A 26695-nucleotide genomic window follows, 5' to 3' on the forward strand; every position below is an offset into this window, starting at 1 on the left:
CCTCAAGCCACGTCGGCGCGGACGCCCAGCACCGGTTGCCCGTACCGGCCGCGCCGCCATCCGCGCTCCCATGGCAGGTGCCCGCGATCGTCTGCCCAGACCAATTGCAGGGCTCGCACCCGCGGTCCGTACAGGCTGATCGCGAACGGCATATGGACGTCGGGATGCTCGACCTCAGTGACTTCCATGAGGAAGCGGTCCTCGTAATCGATGTGCATCGAGGGCTCAAGCAACACCCCGTCGTCAACGATCATGTGGGCAATCGAATTCAGCACGATGCAGGACACGTCCGACGCCATGCCGGTGATCAGCAATTCAGGCAGGCCCAACCCGTGCAACCCGATCGTGTAGGCAAACGGCATCTTCCTGCTTTCGACGGATTGAACGGCCCAGCCGTGGCCGGCGATCAGTCCACGCAGATAGTCCAGGTAGTCCTCAACGGTGCCGTCGGGGTTGTCGCACTTCCAGCACATCGCTCGCCCCTCTCTCGTTGTTGCGACCAGGATGCGCGCGGTGTCCGACAAAACCGGAAGCCAAGAACTCCACGCAGCGCGGGCGCAGCAGCGCTGGACCTGGGCGAAGAACCGGGAACGGCGCTTGCCACCGCACGACCGCGTCCGACACCAGCACCTCTGGTTAACAGGGTTCACACTCATCACTCTGGTAACATCCCGACATGTCGGAATCCCCGGAATCTGCCCATCCCCGTCGGGCGGGCACCTTCTCGCGGCGCGACGCACTGCGCTACGCAACCGCACTGACTGCCGCCGGACTCGGCACCGCGGCCGCGGGCCTGTCCGCGCCGACGGCCGCCGCCGCGGCCCCGACGCTGATCGACTTCGCCGCCCGCCAGATCCCAGCCGCGGACATCCGGGCCGCCGGCCACTCCGGGGTGATCAACTACGTGTCAACCTCGCGTCCGGGCTCGAACTTCGGCGCCAAGCCGATCACGCTGCCGTACGCCCAATCCCTGCATGCCGCGGGGTTGATCGTGGTGAGCAACTTTCAGTACGGCAAGCCCGGCGGAACGGCGCCGTCGGACTTCACCCGCGGATACGCCGGCGGCGTCGCCGACGCCCGCACCGCCTGGCAGCTGCACACCGCGGCCGGCGGCGCGAAGAACGCACCGGTCTTCTTCAGTGTCGACGACGACATCAACCGAGACACCTGGAACAACCTTGCGCTGCCGTGGTTTCGGGGAATCAACTCGGTTCTGGGCGTACAGCGCACCGGCGTCTACGGCGGCTATGACACCTGCCGTTGGGCCGCCGAGTCCGGGGTCATCGGAAACTCCCAGGTTCCCGGATACCGCTGGGCCTGGCAGACCCGGTCGTGGTCCAACGGGCAGCGGTTTCCCGCGGCGGTGCTCTACCAACACACCATCGACACCGCGTCCACCCCGGGCCCGCTCGTCGGGGGCATCCGCGTCGACGTCAACGACGTGATGGCGCAGGACTGCGGGCAGTGGAATAAGCACCTGTAGGGCACTGCGCAAAACCGGGCGCCGCACAGGTCGCGTAGATTCTCTGGGAATCAATCCAAGAACCTACTCAGCATCCGACGAAAGCCGCCATGTCTCAGGATCAGAACGCCGACGTTCCACCGAATCATCTCTCCATCGATCCGCGCAGCCCCTTCTACAGTGAAGAGGCGCTACTTCGCGGCGTAGGCATTCGCTTCAACGGCGCCGAGAAAACCAATGTGTACGAATACAACGTGACCGAGGGTTGGGTGCGGGTGGAAGTCCCCACCGCCAAGGATCGCCGCGGAAATCCGATGGTCGTCAAGCTCAGCGGTACGGTTGAACCGTACTTCCGCCAGGCGGAATAGCGGATGCCGGTAGGCTGCCGACACGCTCCAAACACATCGAAAATGTACTGATCACGATGGTAATTGCCTGTCCTGCATAGGTTTTCACGACCGTGTGCGCCGAATCGATCGTGAGCTGGCGCAGCCGAGCGGCGAGAGTGGCGCGGCTGCCGGCCCCTCTCCACGCTGCGCCCGTCGCCTCCGTGAAGCACGCTCATCGTCCCTGCGCGAAGACCATCGGTCCAGCAGGTCATCGCGGGCATGTTCGGCGGGGAAACCGGGCGAAGAAACGATCACCGTCGGCGGATACCCCGGCGTACTCCGCCCTTTGACCTGTCGTGAGTAGCCATCAGCCGGATGGGCGAAATGGAGCACGGCAATATGGGCACCAGCCGCGTCGACACCCTACGTAAGTACGTCGAAGCCACAGGCGGCGAGCTGGAGGTCGCGGTCAAACGCCCGGACGGCTCTCGCGTCGTACTGAGTATCTAATTGTCCCCCAACGGCTTACTCCGACAGCATGATTCAGCGTTGAGCCGGCCCGCGCAGCCCGGAGGAACACCAAGTCGCGCCAGGTTCAAGCATCCGGTGGCCGGATGAAGAACGCACCCCGCGCGATTGACGATGCGTCTGCTGCACGATCAGGTGAGAGTTTGCCGCAGGCGGCCGGACTGGCCGGTGTGATCACGATTCCTTCGAACGCGACTCTGAATCAGCAAGATTCCCGAGACCCCGCCCCAGCGGGACTTACCCACCGGTGAACACGTGCTGGCCTTCCGACTACCACGGGCCGTGGATGCCGCTACTCGGATCCGGTTGTCCCCTATGCTCGGAACGTGGATGCTGGCATCGCGGGGGCCACGGGGGTTCCGCCGCGGAACCTGGACCTTATCGAGTACGCGATGGGGCTGCTTTTGCCGACCCTTCCGCCGGACTGGATCAGCGTGCACGCCGTATTTGCCCCCAGAGTCGTGCCACCGGTTGCGTCCCTACACGTGCTGACCACCCACGGGTGGCAACCCCTCGCGGCTACGACGTGGGTGCTCGGCGCGGTCGCCGAGCACCAACGACGCGCGTTGGCCGCCGGGACACCGTGGGACCAGATGAGCGTCGATCGTCACCGCGATGGACGCCTCGAAGTACTCACCGAGACCCCCGGCAGCCGCATCCCCAGTCGCGGGCCTGAACGCGGGCGGCCGCCGAAGGTCATTCGCACCATTCCACGCTGGCTTCGACGAACGGTTCCGGCAATCACGATCGGCTGCTTCGCCGCAGCCGCCGTGCTGTTGATCACCGCCCGCCCCTGGGTTCCGCCGCCGCGCGCCGACATCGTCGCGGTGCCTGCCCCGGCCCCACGGCAACAGGAAGCATTTGACCTGCTGGCCCGCTGGTATGCGGCACGAAACAATGCCGACCCGGCACTGAACCACCTGTAAGTCTTGAGGAGGCTGGCCCGGTGCTGGCTGACAGGATCGGTGTCGCCGTCCTGGCTGAGTGTGACTCGTGAATCGCCTGGCCCCGCGAGGGTGATCTTCCCGGGATCTGTCCACTTGGTCGAGGACGGCGGCGCCGGCCCGGTCTTGCTTCGGTGGCTTGATTAGAAGCCTGCCCGACTCGTTGCCGCGAGTCGTGGCCCGTTACAGGCCTGCCTCGAAGTGCTCTTTCCGGGCTGGCGCCGCCGACGACGTCGTCTACTGGAAGGAAATCAACGTCGCCATGCCCATCGTCGCAGAGCACTATTCGTTTGTCATCGGAGTCGACACCCACGCCGCCACCCACTCGTTTGCGCTGATCAACGCCACCAACGGCGGCATCATCGATCAGGCAGTGTTCCCCAACTCCCCAGCAGGATTCGACCGTGCCTACACCTGGATCACCCACAGAATCAACGAGAAGCCGACGCTGGTGGTGATCGAAGGTGCGGGTTCCTTCGGCGCCGGCCTGACGGGGCGAGTCACCAACAGCGGACTGCCGGTCGCTGAGCCAGCGGCGATGCCCGCAGCGCAGCGACGTGGTGTCGGAAAGACCGATGCCTTGGACTCAGTCCGCATCGCCCGCTCAGTCCTGGCCGTCGACATCAACCGGCTGCGCACGCCCCGGGCTGACGGGCAACGGGTGGCGCTGCGCGTTCTGACGGTGGCCCGTGAGGAGATGGTCGCCGAACGCACCCGGGCGATCAACGCCTTGACCGCATTGCTGCGCACCGTGGACCTCGGGCTTGATGTTCGTAAAACACTGCCACACAGTCAATTCAAGGCCATCGCAGCATGGCGTGACCGCAAGGAAGACCCGGTCATCGCCACCTGCCGGCAGGAAGCGATCCGGCTGGCCAAGCGCATCGTCGCCCTCGACGGCGAACTGGTCGACAACCGCAAGAGTCTCGATTCCCTTGTCGAGGATGTCGCTCCGGAGCTCTGCGAGCTGCCCGGGGTGGGTTCGGTCGTCGCCGCATGCGTCCTGACGGCGTGGTCACATCCGGGGCGTGTGCGGTCCGAGGCAGCCTTCGCCGCCCTCGCTGGCACCTGTCCAATACCAGCCTCGTCGGGAAACACTTTGCGGCACAGACTCAATCGCGGAGGGGACCGCAGACTCAACCGTGCGTTGACCACCGTTGTCATCGTTCGGATGCGCACTCACGCCCCGACCCGCGCATATGTTGCCCGCCGCCGCGCCGAAGGCCGCACCACCAAGGAGATCATGCGGTCGCTCAAGCGCTACATCACCCGCCAGCTTTACCGAACCCTGACTGTGGCACACCCGGTGCGCGCAACCCCTTGACACGATATAGAAGCATCCCGGGTTTGATGCACACCTTCTTTCGAGGGAAGGTAAGGCGCATCATGCCGAAGAAGTACGACGACGAGTTCAGGGCCCGGGCGGTGCGGTTGGTCATCGACCATGCCGAGGAGTACGACACCCGCACGGCGTGTATCAGCGCGGTGGCCAAGCGGTTGGGGGTGTCGTATGAATCGCTGCGTCGGTGGGTCAACCAGGCCGAGGTCGACACCGGCCAGCGTGACGGGTGTCCTCCGATGCCGTACGGGAGTTGCGCGAGCTCAAACGCAAGAACCGTGAGCTTGAGGAGACCATCGAGATCTTGAAGGCGGCGACAAGTTTCTTCGTGCGGGAGAGCGACCCGCGACACCGTTGATCTGTGCGTTCATCGCCGAGCATCGCGCTCGGTTCGGGGTCGCTCCGATCTGCCGCGTGCTCACCGAGCACGGCTGCCAGATTGCCCCGAGAACGTTCCACGCCTGGCTGAAACGGCCGCCGTCGAAGCGTGCGTTGTCCGATATTGCCCTGACCGGGGTGCTGGCCGGCTACTACGAGCCTGATCAGGCGGGCCGACGCGCCCCGGAGTCGTTGTACGGGGCGGTGAAGATGTGGGCGACCCTGCGGCGTCAGGGCATCGAGGTGGCCCGCTGCACGGTGGAGCGGTTGATGCGGGCCAACGGCTGGCGCGGGGTCACCCGCCGGCGCAAGGTCCGCACCACGATCGCCGATCCCGCCGCCGAGCGCGCGGCTGACCTGGTCGATCGCCAGTTCGGGGCGCCCGCGCCCAGCGTGCTGCTGGTGGCCGATTTCACCTAATGGGATGGTCGCACCGAGATGAACGCGACACGGCGGCCGGTGGGTGGTCACTAAGATTTTACCGACTCAGGTCCATGCTGGATGGGTAGGTGAGCTGCCGTTGGGTGATCACTTTCCATGATTGCACGGACCGTCAAAGGCTGAACGTAGACGGTGACCCCACCGGTTCGCGACCCGTCCCGAGGTGTTTCGGCTTGTGAGATGTCGCACCGCTTGAGTGCTTCCATTAGGTCGCCGCACATCCCGGGGAGCTCACCGGCGCCTGGCAATCCCGCTCGGCGCCGATAGTTGAACTGAAGGAAACGCGAGGTGCACGATGCCAATTACATGTGGGGTGGACTGGGCTGAAGGACACCATGACGCCGCGGTCACAGACAGTGCGGGAAAGGTTGTCGCTAGGGCACGAATCGACACCGGCCCAACCGGTTTCACGCAGTTGCAGGAACTGATCGCAGCACATGGCGGCAGTGCTGCGCAGACTCCGATCGCGATCGAGACCGACAAGAACCTGCTTGTCGTCGCGCTTGCCGCGGCCGGGTACACGGTCTACCCGATCAATCCGCGCGCTGTGGCCCGCTATCGAGAGCGGTGGGGCCAGGCGGGCACCAAGTCCGATGCCGGCGACGCGGCGATCCTCGCCAATATTGTGCGCACCGACCGCCATGTGCATCGGGCGCTGCCCTCGATCAGCGATGACGCGTTGGCAGTACGCGCATTGGCGCGCCAACACCAGGAAGCGATTTGGGCCCGCGATCAAACCATTAACCGCCTCCGCTCGGTGCTGCTGGAATTCTATCCTCAAGCCCTACAGGCATTTCCGAAGCTCAAGCACCGCACGGCGATGGAGATTCTCGCTGCCGCCCCCACCCCCGGCGACGGACAGAAGCTCACCGAAGCGAAAGTCATCCGTCTGCTCAAATGGGCGGGCCGGCGTAACGACCCTACGCTGGTCGCAGCCATCCGGTCAGCGCTAGGAGCGCCAACTCTGCGGCAATCAGAACCTGTCGAGAAAGCACTCGGCCATGTGGTGGTCGGACTCACCGCCGTCATCTCGGCAATGATCGACACTGTATCGGTTCTTGAGCGCGAACTCGCCGTTGCGTTCGACGACCATCCCGATGCCCAGATCCTTCGGTCAGTGCCCGGTATCGGCGACATCATCGGCGCCCGACTCCTCAGCGAAATTGGCGATGACACAACCCGATTCGAAACAGCGGCGTCGCTACGTTCCTTCTCGGGCACGGCACCGGTCACGATAGCTTCAGGTCGCAGCAGGTACGTCAAAGCCCGCAAGGTACGCAACAAGCGGCTCGCAGACGCCGGTCACTGGTGGGCATTCGCCGCCCTCACCTGGTCGCCGGGAGCCCGAGAGTTCTACGACCACCGCAGAGCGGCCGGTGAGCATCACAACGCCGCCCTGCGTACCCTGGCCAACAAACTCATCGGACGTCTCTGGTGGTGCTTGAAGCACCACCAACCCTGGGACGAAGCGACCGCATGGCCCGCCGCAAATATAGCCGCAGCGACCTGACCTCAATGCGTCAATATTGGCAAAATGACGGTCATCCTTGACAAGTGACTAGCGTGGGATGTCTACGTGCGCCTGGCGTGCGGGATGTTCGTCTATACCGCGTTCGTCATCGACGCCTACGCCGGGCGGATCGTGGGCTGGGCATGTTCGACGAGCAAGAGCGACCTGTTGGTGCGTCGAGCGATCCGGCACGCGGCACAACTCCGCGAACGTGAGGGTAAACCATTGCAGGGCAAGGTGATTCACCACTCGGATGCGGGCTCGCAGTACACCTCTGTGTGCTGCGGGGAGACCTTGGCCCTGTCCGGGCTGATCCCGTCGATCGGCTCGGTCGGCGACGCCTACGACAACGCACTGGCCGAGACCACCATCGGCTTGTACAAGCACGAGGCCGTCCGAGCGGACTCCCCGTTCCGCCGCGGCCCGCTGCGCCGACTGGCCGACGTGGAACTGCTCACCGCCGACTGGGTCAGCTGGTACAACACCGACCGGATCATGCACCGCCTCGGCCGGATCCCACCCATCGAATACGAGCAGATCCACTACGCTCAAAACACAGCCCAATCCGCGGCTGCACACCAGTAACCAAGTGTGCATCAAACCCGGGGTGGTTCAACCAGACCGAGGTCAGCCCCCCTCGCGGCTAGGACTTGACCGCCAGACAAGTGTAATGAATCGCCGACTTCTCGTCGGGAGCATCAGGTAGATACACCAACAACTCAGAGTAAATGTTGGGTTCGTCGTCGGCGATGACGACTTCCGTCCGGTCCTCGGGCAGGTCGTAATACACGCCGGGATCAGCGACGATCTTTGCGTGTTTGCCACGCAGACCGGTCGCATCGTAAGCGATGACGTGGTATCCCGGCGGTATCCTTGACATACCGGGATTCTCCACCACCCCACCAGAGGCGCGCAATTGGTGCCGACTCGTCACCTTCCGCAACAACAACGTCGCTACCCGCCGCTGAACACTTGTCGGTCGCGCGGCTGATGAGTTCCGTGTCCGCGGCGAGTCGCGACCGGCTGTCCCCTATGCTCGGAACGTGGATGCTGGCATCGCGGGGGCCACGGGGGTTCCGCCGCGGAACCTGGACCTTATCGAGTACGCGATGGGGCTGCTTTTGCCGACCCTTCCGCCGGACTGGATCAGCGTGCACGCCGTGTTTGCCCCCAGAGTCGTGCCACCGGTTGCGTCCCTACACGTGCTGACCACCCACGGGTGGCAACCCCTCGCGGCTACGACGTGGGTGCTCGGCGCGGTCGCCGAGCACCAACGACGCGCGTTGGCCGCCGGGACACCGTGGGACCAGATGAGCGTCGATCGTCACCGCGATGGACGCCTCGAAGTACTCACCGAGACCCCCGGCAGCCGCATCCCCAGTCGCGGGCCTGAACGCGGGCGGCCGCCGAAGGTCATTCGCACCATTCCACGCTGGCTTCGACGAACGGTTCCGGCAATCACGATCGGCTGCTTCGCCGCAGCCGCCGTGCTGTTGATCACCGCCCGCCCCTGGGTTCCGCCGCCGCGCGCCGACATCGTCGCGGTGCCTGCCCCGGCCCCGCGGCAACAGGAAGCATTTGACCTGCTGGCCCGCTGGTATGCGGCACGAAACAATGCCGACCCGGCACTGATGCGATCACTGACCTGCGCGAAACCCAGCGGTAGCGTGCTGCGCGATATCGATGCGATCGAACAACAGGGCGCCTATGACAAGATCGTCTTCCCGGAGGCCATTGTGAGCTTCGAAGAGCGCAAAACCAAATTCCTGGCCACCATGGCATTCCAGGCTCAACCGGTCAACGAACAATGGAAGACCAAAACAGCCGAACAACACAATTTCGGCGGCTTCTTTCGCCACGACTGGACCCTCACCGACGAGCACGGCCTGAAAGTGTGCGATCTGCGTGAGGCCTACTCCTGATGCGTGAGGAAGAACTACAGGACAACCAGGCCGCTGATCGCCGCAGCGCAACGCCGGCAAGATCAAGAGCATTCTTCTGGATGTGGTTGGTCGCGTTGATCATCTCACTGGTCACCCTTTCAATTTCCGTTGATCAGGTCACTCAAGACAGGCCCACACTGCGAGCAATGGCTGCCGACGAGTCGATGTCCGACGCGCAAGCGCGCGCCGTCGCCGACAACACCGTCCGGGTGTGGAGTCGCGAAAAGAACGCCAAGCACCTGCTAAATGTTCGCGCCATGTCCTGCCCCGTCGCCCCACCTGGCGTACTGGCCAACGAGATCGCAGCGCTGGAAGGCCGGGGAAGAACCCCCTTTCGACCTTTCATCGTCGCAGCAACCAGCGGCTTTCAACGCGACGGCGCGTGGTGGAAATTGAACGTCTTCTCAGAAGTCGGCGGAGTTGTGTTCACCATGAACATCCTCGACGGAGAACTGCGCGTATGCCAGATCGATTCCGCGCCCAAGCTATGAGTTCCTCAAATATTTCGACGCAGCGGATCGACCGCCGGATCCCAGGTCGCATGTTCGCGGTGAGCCTGCCGATGCCGGAGCAATCGCTGGAGGGCACCGGGATCGGCGTACTCCGCACGCATGGTCCGGACCTTCGCCAGTAGTCGCCCGTCTTCGGCCACATCGCGTTCGAGCCGATCAAAGACCATACCGAGTTGCCGGAAGGACTCCCGGTATGCCTCCGCATAGGCTTGCTCGATAGCCCTGGCCAGAGCTTCGCCCGTCGTCTTCCCAGCATCCGGTTTCAGATCCAACTTGATCAGCTCCCCAAAGATCGAGACGATGATCTCGCCCACCGGGTTTGCTGCAGCAGTCGACACCGCTGCACCACCGCTCACCTTGTCAATCCATCCCTCCAACCAATCAGTTAAACCGTCGCCCAGCTCCTCAAATCCCATGGCCGCGTATCCCTCCCAGGTCGCTACGCGACATCCGCGCGATCCAGCACGATCCAGTGATCGGTGTCGTTGATGATCTGGACACCGTTCAGTTCCGGCCGTTCAGCGAGCACCTTGACGATGGATTCCCAGGTCATTCCGCCGTAGGTCAGCCCGGAACGACGCCTGCTGGTGAATACCTGAAGGAGCGAACCCACATCGCCAGCGGCGCCGGTCACAAAGACCGACGGCTCGCCATCTCTAATCTCGATCCGGGCGAAGAGTTCTTCGCTGGATCTCAATTCTTCCCGTAGCCGGTTGCTCGCTCCATCCGAGGAACCGTCGGCGATCTCAGTTATCAACGAATCCAGCCGTTGATCACCCGCATCCAGCCACCGCATGAGGCCGCAGAACTCGCTGCGCTCAATCGGCACCCAACTCTCCGAGTCGCCCCGTACGATCATCCATTGGGCTAAGGGGGTGTCGTTAGCCATCTCTAGGGTGTGCGGCCACGTGGCTCCGCCGAACTGTTGCGTCAGGTCAGGATGATCCTTGGCAACGTAGACGACGAAGGCATGACTTCCGTCCTCGAGCTGAGTCAACGGCACGTGGACCCGACGTTGACCATCGATCTCCTCGATACTGACGGGGTAGAACACCTCAGTCGATGCCAACGCCCGGAACAGCGCAACGCGGGAGGCTTCATCCCGCTGGGTGAACACCTGATCCACCAACGTGTTCAAATTGTCAACCGTCGCCACCGTGCGCCTTTCTGTTTCAGGCTTCATTTATTCTCCACCCTAGGCTAGGCCAGAAGCCGCCCATCACTGACTTTCGCGGCCTCTCTGCGCGGCGCCGGCTCCGGGCGCAGCGGCCCGCATGTTCGCCGGCATCCCCGCGCACAGCAAATTATCTAGTTCGTCATAACTCAAAGCCAGAATCCGCGCCTGCGGCTGGATTCCGCCCGCGTGCAGGATCGCGTATTGCCGCGGATCGCACGCCACCTCGTAGCGCCTGACGAACCGTGCGACGGGGGTGACGGTGATACGCGGATCCACTCCTGCCGCGTGCCACAACCGCATCAGCGGGGCCAGCCCGCACAATGACCGGAGATGCTCGCCGATCTCGAACAAGATGTACTTTCCGGCGTCGTCGGCACGGACGAAGAAACCGACGAGCTTCTCGACGGGGGCTGACGGAACTTCGGCGCGGACCCGCAGCAAATCGTAGCCCCCCTCACGTGGCGAGACGACGAAGCCGACCCAGCCCGGACCGGGGTAGCCGTAGCGAACCCAGAGTTTGCCCCCCTTCCCCGTCGGTGGGCCCCACGCCGGCCGTTCTGCCAACGCGTATCGCAGCCGCCATAGCTGGAATCGGGTACCGAACTCGTCAAAGACAGCTTCCACCGTCGAACCCTGGGATGGATACAGTTGCTCCGGCGGGATCAGTTCGCCGGTGAAGGTATCGAAGATATAGAAGCCCCTCTCGTCACGGACGAGCTGTATTCCAGTCCCCACCGGGAACCCCCAGACTGCGGCCAGGCCAGGTTCGATGACACAGACCTCGTTGAAGCCGATCACGTGCCACCGATCGGGGTTCTCCAGGTCATCGACAGTGTCGAGGTGACTCATGATCCGCCAGCCGTTGTCATCTCCGCCCTCCGACGGACGGCGCCACACCCACAGTGGTGCCCCACGGTGTTGCAATGCGTTCACGGTTGCCAGGCAGACGCCGGCGCCTGGGATGGACTGGTTGGTCGCTGTCATCGATCGCCTTTCCTCGCCCAAGCCCGATGCACCGCTCCAGATTTTGCCAAGCCCGTGTTCGACGAGCGCGTAGACGCTCCGGCCGCCGACGTATTCAACTGCCGCAGATTACCCTTCCATAAATTTTCATATTTCTGGCCATCAAACCAACAAGATCCACTCTGGTCAGCCACAATGTAATTCAAGATCGCGATCCCGCACAAATGAGGGACGTTTCACACCGGCGTTCCGCGGTTTCCGCCGGGCTGCTCCAGGAGTAGATCGTCATGTTCGCGACGACGGCATTCGTCGGCGAATTCAATTGCAGCGGTGGGGTTCTCCAAGAACTCGTGGTATCGGCCCGCGCTCAGCTCGTAGTATTCCTCGTAGTCGACGATACCGTTGCTGACAGGAATCGATACGTAGTATCGGCCGGAATTCGACTCGATCCCCAGGGAGTACCTTTCCTGCCTGGAACAGTACGTGTCCTGAAACTGCATGATCCTTCGCCCCAAAGACGGTCCGGGCGACAAGGGCAGTGACCCTGCGCCAGGAAGTCCGCGATGATCCTGCGCCAGGAAATCGGCAATCGCCTGCGCCGGCGGGACCGACGAACTCACCTCACCAACCCGCCCCTGATCGCTGACCAGGAAATACATCCGGCCTAACCGCACATCCAGGAGATCCTCCGACGGGTCCTCGGGCACATACACCCGCCACCCACCCTCAAACCGGGCGGCCAGCAACTCCCGGGCATCGACATCGAGGCCACGCTCGCGAATGTAGTCGGCCACCGCATCGATCGCCGTCGACATATCAATGGCAAACTCGGACTCCCCAAAAACCTCCGTCGACTCACTCAACGTCAACAACCGCGCCGCCTCCTCCCGCACACGATCGCCACCGTAACCATCCCACCATTCCGCAGCACTGCCATAAAAACGATGCAGATAACCTGAACGCGATGCGCGATCCACAACCACGGCAATGGCATTCCACGGCACTGCCAACCCCGAATCACGCCGCAAATCCCCCAAAATACTATTGATCCTATGTTTAGATTCGCGCGTCAACCGATTACCCAGGAGCCCAAATTTGCCGTCCGCCAGGAAGAAATCTTGCATGGACAGCACCCCCACCGCGTAATGTTCGGAGTAGAGGCACCGGTCCCAGGGGTCCTGATTGAATTCGGGATCCGAGAGCATGATCTCCACGCATTCGCGGATAACCACCTCATCGTTATCGATGCTCATCTAAATCCTTTCATGATTTCGCGGATCTGCGGCCCGGAGTGCGGCCGATGGTATTGCTGATGTGGATCATTGGAAAAGTTTTTTACGATCTTAGTGATCCTCTCGCCGCTGGCCTCATCACGGATCTGAACGTCGACCTCAACCCGTTCGGGCCGGGCATCGATGCCATCGCGGACAAGCGTGATCGTTCCTTCCGCCAACGCGCCGTGACGGACAAAATCATTCTGGTAGTTCTCATAACTGCGGTAGGCAGTGTTGTTGAAAATCGCGTCCTGCGAAAACAGGTTCCACGCACCATTGTCCAAAAACCCCAGGAACGACAGCATGTGCCCACCAGCGTCACCGGCCTGCAACACCGCCCGCCCCTGCTCAGCCAACTCCGTCCAGGGACGATCAACACGCCCAAACACTTCACGCTCGATGAACCGCACCTCGTGGGGGTGATACCGACTCGCAGTGTCAGAACCCGGCACCGGCTCCCCAAGCGCGGAGAACACCGCTTCGTTGCCACCAACAGTCACATGATATTCGCGTACGGCAAACTCCGGCCAGCGTGGATGCGCGCCCACCGGGTAGTCAAGGACTCGCAAAGAACGCGACACCTGCTGATAGTCCGGATGGGACGTATCGGTCGGGCTATCGTTGGAGACGATCTCCACCGTACGTTGACCGTAGTCAGTTTCCCGCACCGGAGTGCCGTTCTCATTAACCCCGAGATCCGGACGCTCCCGAATGATCGGGGCATCGGTAGGGCCAGGATCGACCAAGGTACGACGGGGCAACGCCCCAATGTCGCCGACCTCGTCGGCCGCACGCAGATCGGCCTCACTGCGCAGCGGCGTGAGCGGTTGACCGTCAGCGTCGAAGAACCCCGCAGCCACCCGCGACACAGCCTCGTCTCCCCAGTATGGCGGCCACCCGGACACGCGTCCCGTCTCCGGATCAGCCAGCCGAATCACCCCGCCGTCGTTCACCGCGAGATAACCGTGACCACTGGCACCCTCGGCGGACCACCTCGAGACAACCAACCCCGTCGAACCAGGCCCCTCAGCCAAGAGTCGAGCCTCGATACCCGCGTGCGTCGTACGTTCAGCACCAACTTCGAATTCCTCAAAGATAATTCGCGCGGGCCGCCCCGACGGAGACGGCTCGCCGGGCAAATCAACCGTCCTACCCAACCGCTCCCCCAACTCCGCGGCAAGATAGTCAGCACAGTCGCTCTGGCGGTCCTCTGCCAGAGCCCGGTCCGCCTCCCGCTCGCGGTGTTCAGGCGACTCCGGCAGCGGATCGGGGCTGCCGCCGCCCTCACCATGGGGTTCCTGCGCGGGCAGGTTGTGCGGGTCGGGACCGCGTGCGACATCAGCGTTTGCCAGATCCGACACATTGTAAGAGTCGGGCCCCAATCTGCCGCCATCGATGACAGCTTCAGGGGTACCGTCTGGTAAGCGTCCGCCCGGAAGCCACTGGTCATTGGCCCCCGCCTCGTTACCCGATGGCATACGCACATTGGCGTCATTCGGATGGGGAACATCGACGCGAACAACTTTGTGTGAGTCCAGGAAGTGCTCAGGTAGACCCAACTCTCTTTCCAGGGCACGCGGATCCCCCTGAGTGCGCACCAACATCGCGTCTGCATCGTCTTTGGGTATTACAAAAGACGTGCCATCGCGCTGCGCGATCCCATACTTCTCCAGGTTGCTCTCAGGCATGAACCTCGTTGCACCATCCTGAAATTTCTCCAGGTGCTGGGAAATGTATTCCGGTGCAAGATAGAGCGACGGATCAGGTCGCTGTCCGGGCTCAGTAGAAACAATCTCATCCCGCTTTTCCACGCTGAGCCCATCAGAATCACCCCCGGCCGAGGGTGGGTCGGCCCCATCCCCACGATTGCCGGTCGGGTCGTCACCCATCTGAGTGGTCGAATCAGTGGAGCCAGAGTCTGAGTCACCGCCCTGACTTCCCGATCGATCAGTGCCTGAATCGACACCCCTGGAGCTCCCGCGCTCCTGCAGCGGATCAGGGTGGCCCCTGGCACTATCGCCGTGCAGTTGCTGCGGGGGCAGCGGCGGCGGGTTGTGGGGGTCGATTCCCAGCTGGGCATTGACACTTGGACGACTGCGCGTTGAACTGTCGATGATCTCCTGGAACACTTGATTGCCGGTAAAGCCCTTTCTGGATAGTGCCCCGGGGAGTGGTGGACTTCGGATCTAGCGTGGTCAACGCTTCATGATCAACGAGTCATGTTGAACGCTAGGCGATTTGGTGTTGTTTGGCAAGCGCTGCGGCGGCTTCTTTCTTCGCGATGACGATGCGTAGTTCGTCCATGGAGACATCGGAGAGGTAGCGGCGGGTGACCTGCCATTCGTCGTGGGCCTCGATGACCACGGCGGTGGCCAGCCGCAGGAACGCCGCCGGGTTGGGGAAGATCTCGACGACATCGGCTCGGCGCTTGATTTCCTTGTTTAACCGCTCGATGGGATTGTTCGACCAGATTTTCTGCCAGTGAGCCGTCGGGAACCCGGTGAAGGCCAGCACGTCGGTCTTGGCCTCGGCCATCATCGCCGCGACCTTCGGGAAGCTCGCCGCGAGGGTGTCGGCCACCCGGTCCCACTGTGCGGCGACCTCTTCGGGGTCGGTGTGGGCGAAGATCGTCTTGACCGCCGCGGTCACCGCCGGGGCGTGCTTGGCGGAGACCGCGGTGTGCAGGTTTCGCATGAAATGCACCCGGCAGCGCTGCCACGAAGAACCGGTGAACTGTTGTGCCACAGCGGCTTTCAAACCAGCATGGGCATCAGAGATGACCAGATGCACCCCCGAAAGGCCACGCGCTCTCAACGACGCCAGGAACTCGCGCCAGAACTCGAAGGACTCACTGTCGCCGACCGCGGTGCCCAGCACCTCCCGCGTCCCGTCGATAGACACCCCGGTGGCCACCACCAGGGCCTGAGACACCACGTGCGCCCCGACACGGACTTTGCAGAACGTGGCGTCGCAGAACACGTACGGGAACTGCGTGTGGGCCAGGCTGCGGGTCCGAAACGCCTCGATCTCGGTGTCCAGGCCCGCACAGATCCGCGACACCTCGGACTTGGAGACACCGCTGTCGACGCCCATGGCGGTGACCAGGTCATCGACGCTGCGCGTCGAGACGCCGTGGACGTAGGCCTCCATGATCACCGCGTGCAACGCCTTGTCGATGCGCCGGCGGCGTTCCAGCAGCGACGGGAAGAACGACCCGGCCCGCAGCTTGGGGATCTGCACCTCGATGTCGCCGGAGGTCGTCGACACCGTCTTGGGCCGATGCCCATTGCGGTGCACGCTGCGCACCCCGGTGCGCTCGTAGCGGCCCGCGCCAATGGCCTCGGTGGCCTCGGCCTCGATCAGGGCCTGCAGGCCCGCACGGATCAACTCGGCGAACACCGCCCCGGAATCCGCGGACTTGAGCGCGTCGAGCTGGGCAAGCAGGGCAGAATGGTTCTGGGTCATCGCGTTGTGTCCTTCTGTGAGTGACTTTGGTAGGTGACTCCCTGATCACTACGCGATGGCCCACCCCAACACCGGCACCGACACGCCCAACCGAACTTTTCCGGACCGGGCCCGTGCCCCACCCCCGAAACCCCACCACCCCAGGGGACTTACCCGTTGGCGAGCTCGACCTGAAGACTCTCGAAAGTATCGAACTCGTCGACCTGGCCTCCACGATGTGCAGCCTGCATGGGCCCGTTCCAGTTCTCGGCGGCCTGCCTGATCGTTGATCCGCCCCGGTGTGTCCGGAGACTTCTCCCGTTGGGAAGGATGGGCACGTGGGTTCGAAGTCATCGAGGCGGTATCCAGACGAGTTGAAGGCGCGGGCGGTGCAGATGGTGGCCGATCTGCGCAGCGACACGACCTCGGAGTGGGAGGCGATGGGTCGGGTCGCTGACCTGCTGGGTGTCGGTACCGCTGAAACGGTGCGCAAATGGGTCCGCCAGGCCGAGATCGACGCCGGGCAGCGGGCCGGGCAGACCACCGGGGAGTCCGAGGTGCTGCGCAAGCTGCGCCGCGAGAATGCCGAACTCAAGCGGGCCAACGCGATCTTGAAGGCGGCATCGGTTTTCTTCGCCGCCGAACTCGACCGGCCCTCTCAGTAGTCGTGGAGTTCATCAGCGCCCACCAGCACCAGCGGGTGGGCGCTGATGGTCTCAAGTGGGGTGTCGAGTCGATGTGCGCCGTGCTCTCGGAGTTCGGCGTCACGATCGCCCCGTCGACGTATTACGCCCACCGCGCCCGCTGCGGCCCCTCGAAGGCCGATTGGGTTGACGCGCAGGTGATCGACGCGATCTACCGGCTCCGTCGATCCAACCCGCTGTATCGGGTCCTGGGTGCCCGCAAGACATGGATTGTATTGCGCACCAACGGACTCGATGTCTCGCGGTGTGCGGTGGAGCGGGTCATGCGGGAGATGGGATGGCGCGGTGCCTGCAAGCGGCGTCGGGTCCGCACCACCATTGCCGACCCGGCCGCGACCCGGGCACCTGACCGGGTGCAGCGGCGATTTGTCGCGCAGGCGCCTGACCGATTGTGGGTGGCCGATTTCACCTACTGCCGAACCCGCGCCGGCTGGGCTTACACCGCCTTCGTCACCGATGTCTACGCCCGCAAGATCGTCGGCTGGAAGGTGGCCACCGAGATGACCCAAAGGCTCGTGACCGATGCGATCAACCACGCCATAGATGCTAGAAAGCGTTCCGGTACAACCGATTTGGAGTCGCTCATTCATCACAGCGACGCGGGCTCGCAGTATACCGCGATTGCCTTCACCGAACGGCTGGCCGCCGAAGGCATCCTGCCGTCAGTGGGATCGGTGGGCGATAGTTTCGACAACGCCCTGGCCGAATCGGTGAACAGCAGCTACAAGACCGAGCTCATCGACCACCAACCGCTTTACCCCGGCGCCACCGAGCTGTCCCTGGCCACCGCCGAATGGGTCGCCTTCTACAACCGCCGGCGGCCCAACGGCTACTGCCAGGACCTCACGCCGGACCGAGCTGAAGCGCTCTACTACCATCGCCAGCGGCACCCTCAGACCGAGGAGGCACTCAGATAAGAGAACCTCCCGACACGCCGGGGCGGATCAACGTGGAGGCGGAGGCCCGCTCCATTGCGCGGTACATGCGTTGATTGCTCACGGAACACGGAGCACGATCTGTGTCCATGGGTGATCCCCAACTTCAGCCACACCCCGGCCATCGACGGTAATGCCGCGGAACGACGTGTGCCCGAGCGCCCATCGTCGCTGGCGAATCTCGGCGATAGATCGACGCCGCCACCGCGCGCCGTTCCAATCGGGAGGGGGTTCCCCACCAGCTGAGCGGATCCAATCCGGTGCGAGGAATACCTCTTCGCCGTACGCCATCAGCTCGTCGACATGGGCATCGTACTCGACGCGCTCTGGCTTCATCTTTTCGTCGACCTTGAGGCAGAACCACCTGTAGAACTCACGCACAGCAGCTGTATAGCGACCGATGATCGGGATCAGATCGATCGAATCGCCGTGCTTCTCCAGGTATTTGCGAACCACCGCCGTCAAGCTGTCCCACTTCAGAAGCGGCTCGACATGCAACCGAAATTGGAACTCTGCCATCGGAACCAACTGTGAGAACTGCCACGCCGGATTCAAGTACGGGAGGAACTGGTGCTGGGAGTAGTTGCGGAGTTCCTCCAGTAGTTTGGCCTCATCCGCTTCGAACACTTCTAGGCGTTTGGCGGTGTACTCGCCTTGCTCGAATTCAGAGAGTTCCTTGCCGAGCTTTGGCCAGATGTCACGCAGCACCGCACGCTGACCTGAAACGAGCGACTTGACGGAGGCGAGTAGGTTCGCGACGAGTCGCGCTAGCTCGATGCCGAAGGGATCGCCGACGTCAGGGTTGAATGGCTGGCTTTGGCCGACCGCGGGGTAGCTCAAGACGTGGGCCTGTAGTTCCTCGGCGTTCTTGCTGAATGCGTACGAGGTCAGATTGAGATCGCGCATCATCGCGATCACCTCGAACGGCCGCATTTCCATCAGCATCGCCTGGCGCCGTTTGTACTCGGCGATCCATGGGTTCACCCAGCGCCCGGCGGACTCCTGACCGTCCTCGCGGTCCCTCGCTGCCACCATGAGCTTCATGATTCCACCGGCACCCGACACTTCCCGGTGGTTCCGCTTTCGTGTCGAAAACGGCTGATGGTTCCTTCCGTGCAGAGCAAGACCGCTCGGGTTTCAAACTCGGTGACCATCGACCACGAACTCCCACGGCTACCCTCACCGATTACTTCACATATGCGGTCTGGTCCCAGTCTGGTCCCAAGCACGTCCCGGTGGGGAAGTTCGCGGAGAAGACTCTGCGCAGGTCAAAGCCTAATTCTCTTGGTCGGGCTGACAGGATTTGAACCTGCGACCACTTGACCCCCAGTCAAGTGCGCTACCAAGCTGCGCCACAGCCCGCGTGCCGGAAACGTTCTCCCCGGCAGCGTGAGGAAGCCTACCGCAGACACCCCGCGCGGCCCCAATCCGGTCGGCCGTGCGCGTCGCCCGCCGCAACCCGGCCGTCGGCCGCCCTCACCGCCCGGGCTCCTCCCCGGGTGCGGGGGCCGGCCGCCGCACCCGCGCATCGCGGGTTTCGGCCAGCTCGTCGATGAACTCCGGGTCGCGCGACACCTCGGCAGCCAGCTCGTCGGGCACGAACTCCGGGGCCCGGGAACTGCGCCAGGTGTAGCCGATCAGCGCCACCCAGGCGATCAGGATCGTCAGGTAGACCGCGGTGCTCGCACCGCCGGTGATCCCGAGGTACGTGATCAGCTTCTGGGAGTTGGTGATGACGATGACGCCACCGACGATGGTGCCCAGCAGCGCCGGGCTGACCTTGGTGACCAGCCAGGCCGCCAGCGGCGCAGCCAGCACGCCGCCGGCGGCCAGGCCCAGCACGATCGGCAGGTTGTGCAGGAACTCCTCGCGCAACCCGACCAGGAAGCCCAGCGACGCCGAAACGGCCACCAGGAACTCCGAGGCACTGACCGAGCCGATCACCGTGCGCGGGGCGGTCTTGCCGCGCGACAGCAGCGTGCTGGTGGTCACCGGGCCCCAGCCGCCGCCACCGGAGGCGTCGATGAAGCCGCCGAAGAACCCGAGCGGCGCAAGGAATTTCGCGGTGTGCGGGGTGCGGGTGCCGCGCAGCCCCGGCGGCCGGCCAAGGGAGAACCGGAGCAGCACGTAGACGCCGATGGCCAGCAGGATGCCCGCCATCAGCGGCGCGGCCCGCTCGGTGGACAGCGACGACAGCACGGTGGCGCCCAGGAATGCGCCGACGGCACCGGGCCCGCCGAGCTTGGCCACGATCGACCAGTCGATGTTCTTGAAGCGCCAGTGCGACAGGCCGGAGGCCAAGGTGGTGCCCACCTCGGCGAGGTGGACGGCGGCGCTGGCCTGGGCGGCGGCCACCCCGCTGAGCACCAGCAGGGTGGACGCGGTGACGCCGAAGGCCATGCCGAGAGCCCCGTCGACCAGTTGGGCGCCGGCGCCGACAAGGGTGAAGATGATGAGCGAACGCATGAAGTTCGAGTGCTTTCGATGAGACGGTCAGAACTGACCGAGTGGGGTTGGACGCGTATCAGCTACGCGGACAACACCGCTCATCGAAGGCCATCAGACGACGCGACGGCCAGAACGGCTCCAGGGCCTGGGCATCCGAGGGCGCGGGTGCGTTGCGCACACCTTCGGCCATCGGTCGTCCCTTCCCGCGAGTCGTCAAACTGCGCCGAGCCTACACCGTCAGCAGCCGGTACAGCCCGATCAGGCCCACCACCACGATCACCACCCGCAGCGCGTTCGGCGACAGCCGCCGCCCGTAGTGTGCCCCCAGCCAGCCGCCGATCAGCGATCCGATCGCGATCAGCCCGGCCGCCGACCAGCTGATCCGGTCGAAGGCCACGGCCGTATAGGCCACCGCCGCAACGATATTGACCAGCAGCGACAGCAGGTTCTTGGCGGCGTTCATCCGCTGCATGTCCTCGGGCAGCAGCGCACCCATCACCGCGATCAGCAGGATGCCCTGCGCCGCGGTGAAGTAGCCGCCGTACACCCCGACGGCGAACGTTCCGGCCACCAGCGCGGCCATCCGCGCGGAGCTCACATGGTCGACCGACCGGCCGGCCTGTTCGGCGCGCCGCCGCGCCCAGGTCTGGATCCGGGGGCCGATCAGCACCAGCGCCAGCGCCGCCACCAGCAGCACCGGCACGACGGTCTCGAACACCCGCTCCGGCAGATGCAGCAGCAGCCAGGCACCGATGCCGGCGCCGATCAGCGAGGCCGGAATCTGCCAGCGCAGCCGGTCCCACTGGCCGGTCAGCTCGCGGCGATAGGCCCAGGTGCCCGAGACTCCCCCGGCGACCAGGCCGACGGCGTTGGACATCGTCGCGGTGACCGGCGGGAACCCGAGGGTCACCAGGGTCGGGAAGGTGATCAGCGTGCCCGAACCCACCAGCGAGTTGATCGCGCCCGCGCCGACGCCGGCCAGGGTGATCAGGATTATCTCGGTCAGCGACACCGCTGGAACCCTACCGGCGCCGGCTCAGCGCGCCTTGTGGCCGCGCTTCTCCCGCACCCGGACGTTGATCCGGATCGGGCTGCCCTCGAAACCGAAGTCCTCGCGCAGCCGTCGTTCCAGGAACCGCCGGTAGCCAGCCTCCAGGAAACCGGTGGTGAACAGCACGAACGTCGGCGGCCGGGTGGCCGCCTGGGTGGCGAACAGGATGCGCGGCTGCTTGCCGCCGCGCACCGGCGGCGGGGTGGCCGCCACGATCTCCTTGAAGAAGGTGTTCAGCCGCCCGGTCGGGATCCGGGTGTCCCAGGAGGCCAGCGAACGCTCCAGGGCCGGCACCAGCTTGGCCACCGCGCGGCCGGTCTTGGCGGAGATGTTGACCCGAGGCGCCCAGGCCACCTGGACCAGCTCGCGGTCGATCTCCTTGTCCAGCAGGTAGCGCCGGTCCTCGTCGACCATGTCCCACTTGTTGAACACCAGCACCAGCGCCCGGCCGGCCTCGATCACCATCGACAGGATCCGCAGATCCTGCTCGGTCAGCGGCTGGGAGGCGTCGACGAGCACCAGGCACACCTCGGCGGCGTCGATGGCGCCGTGGGTGCGCACCGAGGCGTAGAACTCGTGCCCGCTGGCCTGGCCGACCTTGCGGCGCAGCCCGGCGGTGTCGACGAAACGCCAGGTCTTGCCGCCGAGTTCGATCAGCGAGTCGACCGGGTCGACGGTGGTGCCGGCGACGTCGTGCACGACCGAACGTTCCTCGTCGGCCAGCCGGTTGAGCAGCGAGCTCTTGCCGACGTTGGGCTTGCCGACCAGGGCGACGCGGCGCGGGCCGCCGGTGCGCGGGGCGATCTCGGAGACCTCGGGCAGCTTGGCGATCACCGCGTCGAGCAGGTCGGCCACCCCGCGGCCGTGGATGGCACTGATCGGATGCGGCTCGCCCAGCCCGAGCGACCACAGCGCGGCGGCGTCCGGCTCCTGGCGTTCGCCGTCGACCTTGTTGGCCGCCAGGAACACCGGCTTGCCGGAGCGGCGCAGCATCTTGGCGGCGGCCTCGTCGCTGGCGGTCGCCCCCACCACAGCGTCGACGACCAGGATGATCGCGTCGGCGGTGCGCATCGCCACGGTGGCCTGCTCGGCGACCAGTTGCTGCAGGCCCTTGGCGTCGGGTTCCCAGCCGCCGGTGTCCTGCACCATGAAGCGCCGGCCCAGCCAGCCGGCGTCGTAGGACACCCGGTCGCGGGTCACCCCGGGCAGGTCCTGGACAACCGCCTCGCGTCGGCCCAGGATCCGGTTGACCAGGGTGGACTTGCCGACGTTGGGCCGGCCGACGACCGCCACCACCGGCGGCGGCCCGGCATAGTCGTCCTCGCCGTCGCCGTCCCCGGAATCGACGTAATCCCAGTCGCTTTCGTCCGACCAGGTGCCGTCCCCGGCGAAGTCGGTGTTCTCTTCGCTCACTGCAGCACCTCGTTCTTGTTGCGGACCAGTTCGGCCAGGTGGGCGACCACCTCGGCCTGCGTCATGTCGCCGGTGTCCACGATCACCGCGTCGGCGGCGGGCCGCAGCGGCGACGCGGCGCGGGTGGAATCCAGTTCGTCGCGGCGCTGCACGTCGGCCAGCACCCGCGGGTAGTCGTCGCCGAGGCCGGCGGCGATGTTCTGGTCGTTGCGGCGCTGCGCGCGCACCTCGGCCGAGGCGGTCAGGAAGATCTTGACGTCGGCGCCGGTCAGCACGACGGTGCCGATGTCGCGGCCCTCCACCACCACGCTGCCGGCCTCGGCGGCCAGTTCCTGTTGCCGGGCCACCAGCCGGGCCCGCACCGCCGGGACGGCGGATACCGCCGAGACCGCGGCGGTCACCGCGTCCCCGCGGATCTCGGCGGAGACGTCCTCGGTGCCCAGGTAGGCGCGGCTGTCGTCGGGGTCAAAGCCCACCGACATCGGGGCGTCGACGGCGGCGATCGCGGCCGGGTCGTTCAGGTCGGCCCCGGCGCGCAGCACCGCCAGCGTGACGATCCGGTACATGCACCCGGTGTCCAGGTAGCGGGCGCCCAGCTCGCGCGCCAAACCCCGTGACACGGTGGACTTTCCGGTTCCGGCCGGTCCGTCGATGGCGACCACCGCGCCGTTCACAGTCCCACCGCCTGGTACAGCTCGCCGATCTCCTTGCGGGTCAGCGCCCGGATGCTGCCCGGACGCTGATCGCCGAGCCGCACCGCGCCGATGTCGGTGCGCACCAAAGCCTCAACCGGGTGACCGACCGCGTCGAGCAACCGGCGCACGATGCGCTTGCGGCCCTCGTGCAGCGTGACGCGCACCATCGAGCGTCCCGGCAGGGTGTCCACCAGCGCGAAATCGTCGACGTAGACCGGGCCGTCGTCGAGGTCGATGCCGTCGCGCAGCCGCTTGCCCAGGCCCTTGGGGATCTTGCCGATCACGGTGGCCACATAGGTCTTGGGCACCTCGTAGGACGGGTGCATCAGCCGGTGCGCGAGCTCGCCGTCGTTGGTCAGCAGGATCAGGCCCTCGGTCTCGGCGTCGAGCCGCCCGACGTGAAAGAGGTTCTTGTTGCCGCGAACCCGATGCTCGACCAGGTCGCCGATGCACGGGCGGCCCTGGTCATCGGACATCGTGGAGACCATCCCGATCGGCTTGTTCAGCGCCAGGTAGACCCGGTCGTCGTCGCCGAGCAGCACCCGGGATCCGTCCACCCGGATCACCGAGGTCGCCGGGTCCACCCTGGTGCCGAGCTCGGTGACGATCCGGCCGTCGACCTCGACGCGACCGTCGGTGATCATCCGCTCGGCCACCCGCCGGGAGGCAATTCCGGCCTGCGACAACACCTTCTGCAGGCGTACGCCCATGTTCGGCTCGGTCATGCGTCCTGATCCACCTCTAGGTCGGGCCGCATCGGGGCGGCGGCGGGATTGAGCTTCATGAATCGCGGCTCGGCGTCCAGGTTGTCGCTCAGGTCGTCGATGACGTCGACGTCGGGCAACAGCGGTGCGATGTCGGGCAATTCGGCCAGCGAGGTCAGCCCGAGCCGTTCCAGGAACAGCTCGGTGGTGGTGAAGGTGGCGGCCCCGCTGTCCGGATCGGACCCGGCCTCGACGATCAGGCCGCGGGCGGCCAGGGTGCGCACCACCGCGTCGACGTTGACCCCGCGCACCGCGCTGACCCGGGCCCGGGTGACGGGCTGGCGGTAGGCGATCACCGCGAGGGTCTCCAGCGCGGCGCGGGTCAGCTTGGACCGGGCGCCGTCGAGCAGCAGCCGCTCCACGTAGGGGGCGTACCGGGCCCGGGTGTACATCCGCCAGCCGCCGCCGGCCTCCCGCAGGTCGATGCCGCTGTCGCGGTCGGCGAGTTCGGCGGCCATCGCGGTGAGCCGCTCGGCGATGCGGTGCTCGGCCTGATCGGTCACCGCCGCCAGCCCGGCGACGCTGATCGGGGTGTCGACGACCAGCAGCAGCGCCTCCAGCACCCGGGCCAGCTCGTCGTCCTCCAGCACCGGAACCTCGGGAACCTCCGGCTCGGAAAGCGCAGAAAGCTCGGGGATCTCGGCGTCGGCGTCGGCCGACTGTTCGGTCATGCTCCTACCCCTTCGTCAGCGGCGACGGCCTTGACCAGCTCCTCGGCCGTCGGGCTGGCTCCGGTCCACGAAATCTGCAGCAGGCCGAGCGCTTCTGGCTGCTCGAATGCTACCGCCCGGGCGCGGTAGAGCTCGAGCAGCGCGAGGAACCGGCCGACCACCTCGATCGGCGCGCCGCAGTCGGCGACCAGATCCCCGAACGACGCCCAGTCGCCGACCCCGCGGTGTTCCAGCAGCCGCAGCAGCTTCTGGGCCTGCTCGGGCACCGATACCATCACCTGGTGCAGGTGCCCGGTGCCGACCGTCGGCACCGGCCGCGGGGTGAACGCCGCCGCGGCGATCTGGGCGAACGCGTCGGCGTCGACGCCGATCATCACCTCCGGCAGCAGCTCGGCGTAGCGGTCCTCCAGGGCCACCGCGCGCGGGTAGCTGCGCAGCGCGGCGGCCTCCAGCTCGGCGAACAGCTGCGCGACGTGCTTGAACGCCCGATACTGCAGCAGCCGGGCGAACAGCAGGTCGCGGACCTCCAGCAGGGCCAGGTCGTCGTCGTCCTCGGTCTGGCCGGCCGGCAGCAGCCGGGCCGCCTTCAGATCCAGCAGGGTGGCCGCGACGACCAGAAACGCGGTGGTCTCGTCGAGCTCCAGCTGGCTGCCGATCTGCTTGGTGTAGGCGATGAACTCGTCGGTGACCTGGTGCAACGCCACCTCGGTGACGTCGAGTCGGTGCGCGAAGATCAGCTGCAGCAGCAGGTCGAACGGGCCCTCGAAGTTGGCCAGCCGGACCCGGAACCCGGCCTGCTCGTCGGCGGGGGTCTCCGGCTCGGCGGCGCTCACGTGCCGAAGCGGTCGATGACCTCGCGGGCCAACGCCCGGTAGGCCTCGGCGCCGGTGGACTTGGGCGCCCAGCTGGTGATGGGTTCGCCGGCCACGCTGGTCTCCGGGAAGCGCACCGTGCGGTTGATCACGGTGTCGAAGACCAGGTCGCCGAACCGCTCCACCACCCGGGCCATCACCTCGCGGGCGTTGACGGTGCGGGCGTCGTACCGGGTGATCAGGATGCCGCTGATGGACAGCCGCGGGTTGAGCCGGTCGTGCACCTTCTCGACGGTGTCGGTGAGCAGGGCCAGCCCGCGCAGCGAGAAGTATTCGCACTCGGTCGGGATGATGACCCCGTCGGCGCAGGCCAGGCCGTTGACGGTGAGCAGGCCCAGCGACGGCTGGCAGTCGATCAGCACGTAGTCGTAGCGGTCCAGCAGCGGGTACAGCGCGCGGCCCAGGGTCTGCTCCCGGCCGACCTCGTTGACCAGCTGGATCTCCGCGGCGGACAGGTCGATGTTGGACGGCACCAGGTCCAGCCCGGGTACCCGGGTGTTGATCAGCACCTGGTCGACCGACACCCGCGGCTCGACCAGCAGGTTGTGCACGGTGTATTCCAGCTCGTAATGCGGCACGCCGAGGCCCGCCGACAGCGCGCCCTGCGGATCGAGATCCACCAGCAGCACCCGGCGGCCGTACTCGGCCAGCGCGGCACCCAGGTTGATCGTCGAGGTGGTCTTGCCGACCCCGCCCTTCTGGTTGCACATCGCGATGACGGTGGCCGGACCGTGGCTGGTCAGCGGCTTGGGCTCCGGGATGGGTCGCGGTGGCCGGCCGGTGGGACCGAGGGCGGGCGCGTCTGGCGCATCGTCGGTCACGGCCGCGCTCCCCCGTCCGTCGGTCGTGTATCGCACATCGCCGGAAAGTCTAGCCCCTGGCCCGGCCTGGGCCGGGC

General features: G+C 65.4%; 25 protein-coding genes, 1 tRNA gene and 3 pseudogenes. 11 read left to right on the forward strand and 18 right to left on the reverse strand.

What is annotated here, in order from left to right; all coding sequences use genetic code 11:
• Positions 1-2: 2 nt before the first annotated feature.
• Positions 3-473, reverse strand: a complete 471-nt coding sequence (locus G6N10_RS04915) for a DUF4262 domain-containing protein (RefSeq protein WP_085100085.1) — start codon at positions 471-473, stop codon at positions 3-5.
• Positions 474-676: 203 nt separating this feature from the next.
• Between G6N10_RS04915 and G6N10_RS04920 the strand changes: the two genes are divergently transcribed.
• The 8 genes and pseudogenes from G6N10_RS04920 to G6N10_RS04960 all read left to right on the forward strand — a co-directional run.
• Entirely contained in the window at positions 677-1483 is an 807-nt protein-coding gene (locus G6N10_RS04920; RefSeq protein WP_085100082.1) for a DUF1906 domain-containing protein, read from the forward strand.
• Between the two features lie 89 nt (positions 1484-1572).
• Positions 1573-1830, forward strand: a complete 258-nt coding sequence (locus G6N10_RS04925) for a DUF3297 family protein (RefSeq protein ID WP_085100079.1) — start codon at positions 1573-1575, stop codon at positions 1828-1830.
• Between the two features lie 339 nt (positions 1831-2169).
• Positions 2170-2301, forward strand: a pseudogene (locus G6N10_RS20665) (helix-turn-helix domain-containing protein); the annotation flags it as partial.
• A gap of 344 nt (positions 2302-2645) precedes the next feature.
• Complete coding sequence (locus G6N10_RS04935) at positions 2646-3245, forward strand: hypothetical protein (protein WP_133055190.1); 600 nt, start codon at positions 2646-2648, stop codon at positions 3243-3245.
• A gap of 280 nt (positions 3246-3525) precedes the next feature.
• Positions 3526-4587: an IS110 family RNA-guided transposase gene (locus G6N10_RS04940; protein WP_085100076.1), complete on the forward strand. Its 1062-nt coding sequence runs from the start codon at positions 3526-3528 to the stop codon at positions 4585-4587.
• A 62-nt stretch (positions 4588-4649) separates the two neighbouring features.
• Positions 4650-5397 (forward strand): annotated as a pseudogene (locus tag G6N10_RS20290) (IS3 family transposase); the annotation flags it as partial.
• Between the two features lie 319 nt (positions 5398-5716).
• Positions 5717-6931 (forward strand): IS110 family RNA-guided transposase, encoded by a 1215-nt coding sequence (locus G6N10_RS04955; protein WP_085101219.1) that lies wholly within the window; start codon positions 5717-5719, stop codon positions 6929-6931.
• A 63-nt stretch (positions 6932-6994) separates the two neighbouring features.
• Positions 6995-7516: pseudogene (locus tag G6N10_RS04960) on the forward strand (DDE-type integrase/transposase/recombinase); the annotation flags it as partial.
• Positions 7517-7574: 58 nt separating this feature from the next.
• Here the strand turns inward: G6N10_RS04960 and G6N10_RS04965 are convergent.
• Positions 7575-7811, reverse strand: a complete 237-nt coding sequence (locus tag G6N10_RS04965) for a DUF7161 family protein (RefSeq protein WP_085097531.1) — start codon at positions 7809-7811, stop codon at positions 7575-7577.
• A gap of 163 nt (positions 7812-7974) precedes the next feature.
• Here G6N10_RS04965 and G6N10_RS04970 point away from each other — a divergent pair, with 163 nt between their 5' ends.
• Both G6N10_RS04970 and G6N10_RS04975 read left to right on the forward strand, forming a co-directional pair.
• Positions 7975-8853, forward strand: coding sequence for a hypothetical protein (locus G6N10_RS04970; protein ID WP_133055157.1), 879 nt, complete (start codon positions 7975-7977; stop codon positions 8851-8853).
• Positions 8853-9365 carry a hypothetical protein gene (locus tag G6N10_RS04975; protein ID WP_133055156.1) on the forward strand — a complete coding sequence of 171 codons (513 nt, stop codon included), beginning with the start codon at positions 8853-8855 and terminating at the stop codon, positions 9363-9365. Before G6N10_RS04970 ends, G6N10_RS04975 begins: the two co-directional genes overlap by 1 nt.
• Before the next feature lie 5 nt (positions 9366-9370).
• Here G6N10_RS04975 and G6N10_RS04980 read toward each other — a convergent pair whose 3' ends face one another.
• The 6 genes from G6N10_RS04980 to G6N10_RS05005 all read right to left on the reverse strand — a co-directional run bounded on the left by G6N10_RS04980 (position 9371) and on the right by G6N10_RS05005 (position 16265).
• The gene (locus G6N10_RS04980; protein ID WP_133055155.1) at positions 9371-9802 is read right to left on the reverse strand and encodes a hypothetical protein; all 432 of its coding nucleotides are present in this window, start codon (positions 9800-9802) and stop codon (positions 9371-9373) included.
• Between the two features lie 23 nt (positions 9803-9825).
• Entirely contained in the window at positions 9826-10569 is a 744-nt protein-coding gene (locus G6N10_RS04985) for a hypothetical protein (RefSeq protein WP_133055154.1), read from the reverse strand.
• A gap of 36 nt (positions 10570-10605) precedes the next feature.
• On the reverse strand, positions 10606-11547 hold the full coding sequence (locus G6N10_RS04990; protein ID WP_085097519.1) for an immunity protein Imm33 domain-containing protein: 942 nt from the start codon (positions 11545-11547) through the stop codon (positions 10606-10608).
• A 215-nt stretch (positions 11548-11762) separates the two neighbouring features.
• Entirely contained in the window at positions 11763-12026 is a 264-nt protein-coding gene (locus G6N10_RS04995; protein WP_085097537.1) for a hypothetical protein, read from the reverse strand.
• A 749-nt stretch (positions 12027-12775) separates the two neighbouring features.
• Entirely contained in the window at positions 12776-14611 is a 1836-nt protein-coding gene (locus tag G6N10_RS05000; RefSeq protein ID WP_133055153.1) for a toxin glutamine deamidase domain-containing protein, read from the reverse strand.
• A 418-nt stretch (positions 14612-15029) separates the two neighbouring features.
• Positions 15030-16265 (reverse strand): IS256 family transposase, encoded by a 1236-nt coding sequence (locus G6N10_RS05005; protein WP_085097510.1) that lies wholly within the window; start codon positions 16263-16265, stop codon positions 15030-15032.
• 374 nt (positions 16266-16639) lie between these two features.
• On the opposite strand from G6N10_RS05005, the gene G6N10_RS05010 reads away from it, so the two are divergent.
• Positions 16640-17865 (forward strand): IS3 family transposase gene (locus G6N10_RS05010; protein WP_109750552.1). Its coding sequence is split into 2 segments (ribosomal slippage): positions 16640-16871 and positions 16871-17865, totalling 1227 coding nucleotides; the frame shifts between segments, so codons are not numbered across the junction.
• Between the two features lie 78 nt (positions 17866-17943).
• Here the strand turns inward: G6N10_RS05010 and G6N10_RS05015 are convergent.
• The 10 genes from G6N10_RS05015 to G6N10_RS05060 all read right to left on the reverse strand — a co-directional run bounded on the left by G6N10_RS05015 (position 17944) and on the right by G6N10_RS05060 (position 26618).
• The gene (locus G6N10_RS05015; protein WP_133055152.1) at positions 17944-18927 is read right to left on the reverse strand and encodes a hypothetical protein; all 984 of its coding nucleotides are present in this window, start codon (positions 18925-18927) and stop codon (positions 17944-17946) included.
• Between the two features lie 241 nt (positions 18928-19168).
• A tRNA-Pro gene (locus G6N10_RS05020) sits at positions 19169-19245 on the reverse strand.
• Between the two features lie 114 nt (positions 19246-19359).
• Entirely contained in the window at positions 19360-20349 is a 990-nt protein-coding gene (locus G6N10_RS05025; protein WP_085097504.1) for a sulfite exporter TauE/SafE family protein, read from the reverse strand.
• A 211-nt stretch (positions 20350-20560) separates the two neighbouring features.
• Positions 20561-21343: a sulfite exporter TauE/SafE family protein gene (locus tag G6N10_RS05030; protein WP_085097501.1), complete on the reverse strand. Its 783-nt coding sequence runs from the start codon at positions 21341-21343 to the stop codon at positions 20561-20563.
• A gap of 24 nt (positions 21344-21367) precedes the next feature.
• On the reverse strand, positions 21368-22795 hold the full coding sequence (der, locus tag G6N10_RS05035) for a ribosome biogenesis GTPase Der (RefSeq protein WP_085097498.1): 1428 nt from the start codon (positions 22793-22795) through the stop codon (positions 21368-21370).
• The gene (gene cmk / locus G6N10_RS05040) at positions 22792-23469 is read right to left on the reverse strand and encodes a (d)CMP kinase (protein ID WP_085097495.1); all 678 of its coding nucleotides are present in this window, start codon (positions 23467-23469) and stop codon (positions 22792-22794) included. The genes der and cmk overlap by 4 nt, the downstream gene beginning before the upstream one ends.
• Positions 23466-24215, reverse strand: coding sequence for a pseudouridine synthase (locus tag G6N10_RS05045; protein ID WP_085097490.1), 750 nt, complete (start codon positions 24213-24215; stop codon positions 23466-23468). Before G6N10_RS05045 ends, cmk begins: the two co-directional genes overlap by 4 nt.
• Positions 24212-24925, reverse strand: coding sequence for an SMC-Scp complex subunit ScpB (gene scpB / locus G6N10_RS05050; RefSeq protein ID WP_085097487.1), 714 nt, complete (start codon positions 24923-24925; stop codon positions 24212-24214). The genes G6N10_RS05045 and scpB overlap by 4 nt, the downstream gene beginning before the upstream one ends.
• Positions 24922-25758, reverse strand: coding sequence for a segregation/condensation protein A (locus G6N10_RS05055; RefSeq protein WP_085097484.1), 837 nt, complete (start codon positions 25756-25758; stop codon positions 24922-24924). Before G6N10_RS05055 ends, scpB begins: the two co-directional genes overlap by 4 nt.
• Positions 25755-26618, reverse strand: a complete 864-nt coding sequence (locus G6N10_RS05060; protein WP_085097481.1) for a ParA family protein — start codon at positions 26616-26618, stop codon at positions 25755-25757. The genes G6N10_RS05055 and G6N10_RS05060 overlap by 4 nt, the downstream gene beginning before the upstream one ends.
• Positions 26619-26695 lie beyond the last annotated feature (77 nt).

This window comes from Mycolicibacterium fallax (assembly GCF_010726955.1).
Classification (GTDB): domain Bacteria; phylum Actinomycetota; class Actinomycetes; order Mycobacteriales; family Mycobacteriaceae; genus Mycobacterium; species Mycobacterium fallax.

Coding starts and splice junctions, on each gene's coding strand:
- G6N10_RS04915 (WP_085100085.1), bottom strand. CDS start 473: ATGTGCTGGAAGTGCGACAACCCCGACGGCACCGTTGAGGACTACCTG.
- G6N10_RS04920 (WP_085100082.1), top strand. CDS start 677: ATGTCGGAATCCCCGGAATCTGCCCATCCCCGTCGGGCGGGCACCTTC.
- G6N10_RS04925 (WP_085100079.1), top strand. CDS start 1,573: ATGTCTCAGGATCAGAACGCCGACGTTCCACCGAATCATCTCTCCATC.
- G6N10_RS04940 (WP_085100076.1), top strand. CDS start 3,526: ATGCCCATCGTCGCAGAGCACTATTCGTTTGTCATCGGAGTCGACACC.
- G6N10_RS04955 (WP_085101219.1), top strand. CDS start 5,717: ATGCCAATTACATGTGGGGTGGACTGGGCTGAAGGACACCATGACGCC.
- G6N10_RS04965 (WP_085097531.1), bottom strand. CDS start 7,811: ATGTCAAGGATACCGCCGGGATACCACGTCATCGCTTACGATGCGACC.
- G6N10_RS04975 (WP_133055156.1), top strand. CDS start 8,853: ATGCGTGAGGAAGAACTACAGGACAACCAGGCCGCTGATCGCCGCAGC.
- G6N10_RS04980 (WP_133055155.1), bottom strand. CDS start 9,802: ATGGGATTTGAGGAGCTGGGCGACGGTTTAACTGATTGGTTGGAGGGA.
- G6N10_RS04985 (WP_133055154.1), bottom strand. CDS start 10,569: ATGAAGCCTGAAACAGAAAGGCGCACGGTGGCGACGGTTGACAATTTG.
- G6N10_RS04990 (WP_085097519.1), bottom strand. CDS start 11,547: ATGACAGCGACCAACCAGTCCATCCCAGGCGCCGGCGTCTGCCTGGCA.
- G6N10_RS04995 (WP_085097537.1), bottom strand. CDS start 12,026: ATGCAGTTTCAGGACACGTACTGTTCCAGGCAGGAAAGGTACTCCCTG.
- G6N10_RS05005 (WP_085097510.1), bottom strand. CDS start 16,265: ATGACCCAGAACCATTCTGCCCTGCTTGCCCAGCTCGACGCGCTCAAG.
- G6N10_RS05015 (WP_133055152.1), bottom strand. CDS start 18,927: ATGAAGCTCATGGTGGCAGCGAGGGACCGCGAGGACGGTCAGGAGTCC.
- G6N10_RS05025 (WP_085097504.1), bottom strand. CDS start 20,349: ATGCGTTCGCTCATCATCTTCACCCTTGTCGGCGCCGGCGCCCAACTG.
- G6N10_RS05045 (WP_085097490.1), bottom strand. CDS start 24,215: ATGACCGAGCCGAACATGGGCGTACGCCTGCAGAAGGTGTTGTCGCAG.
- scpB (WP_085097487.1), bottom strand. CDS start 24,925: ATGACCGAACAGTCGGCCGACGCCGACGCCGAGATCCCCGAGCTTTCT.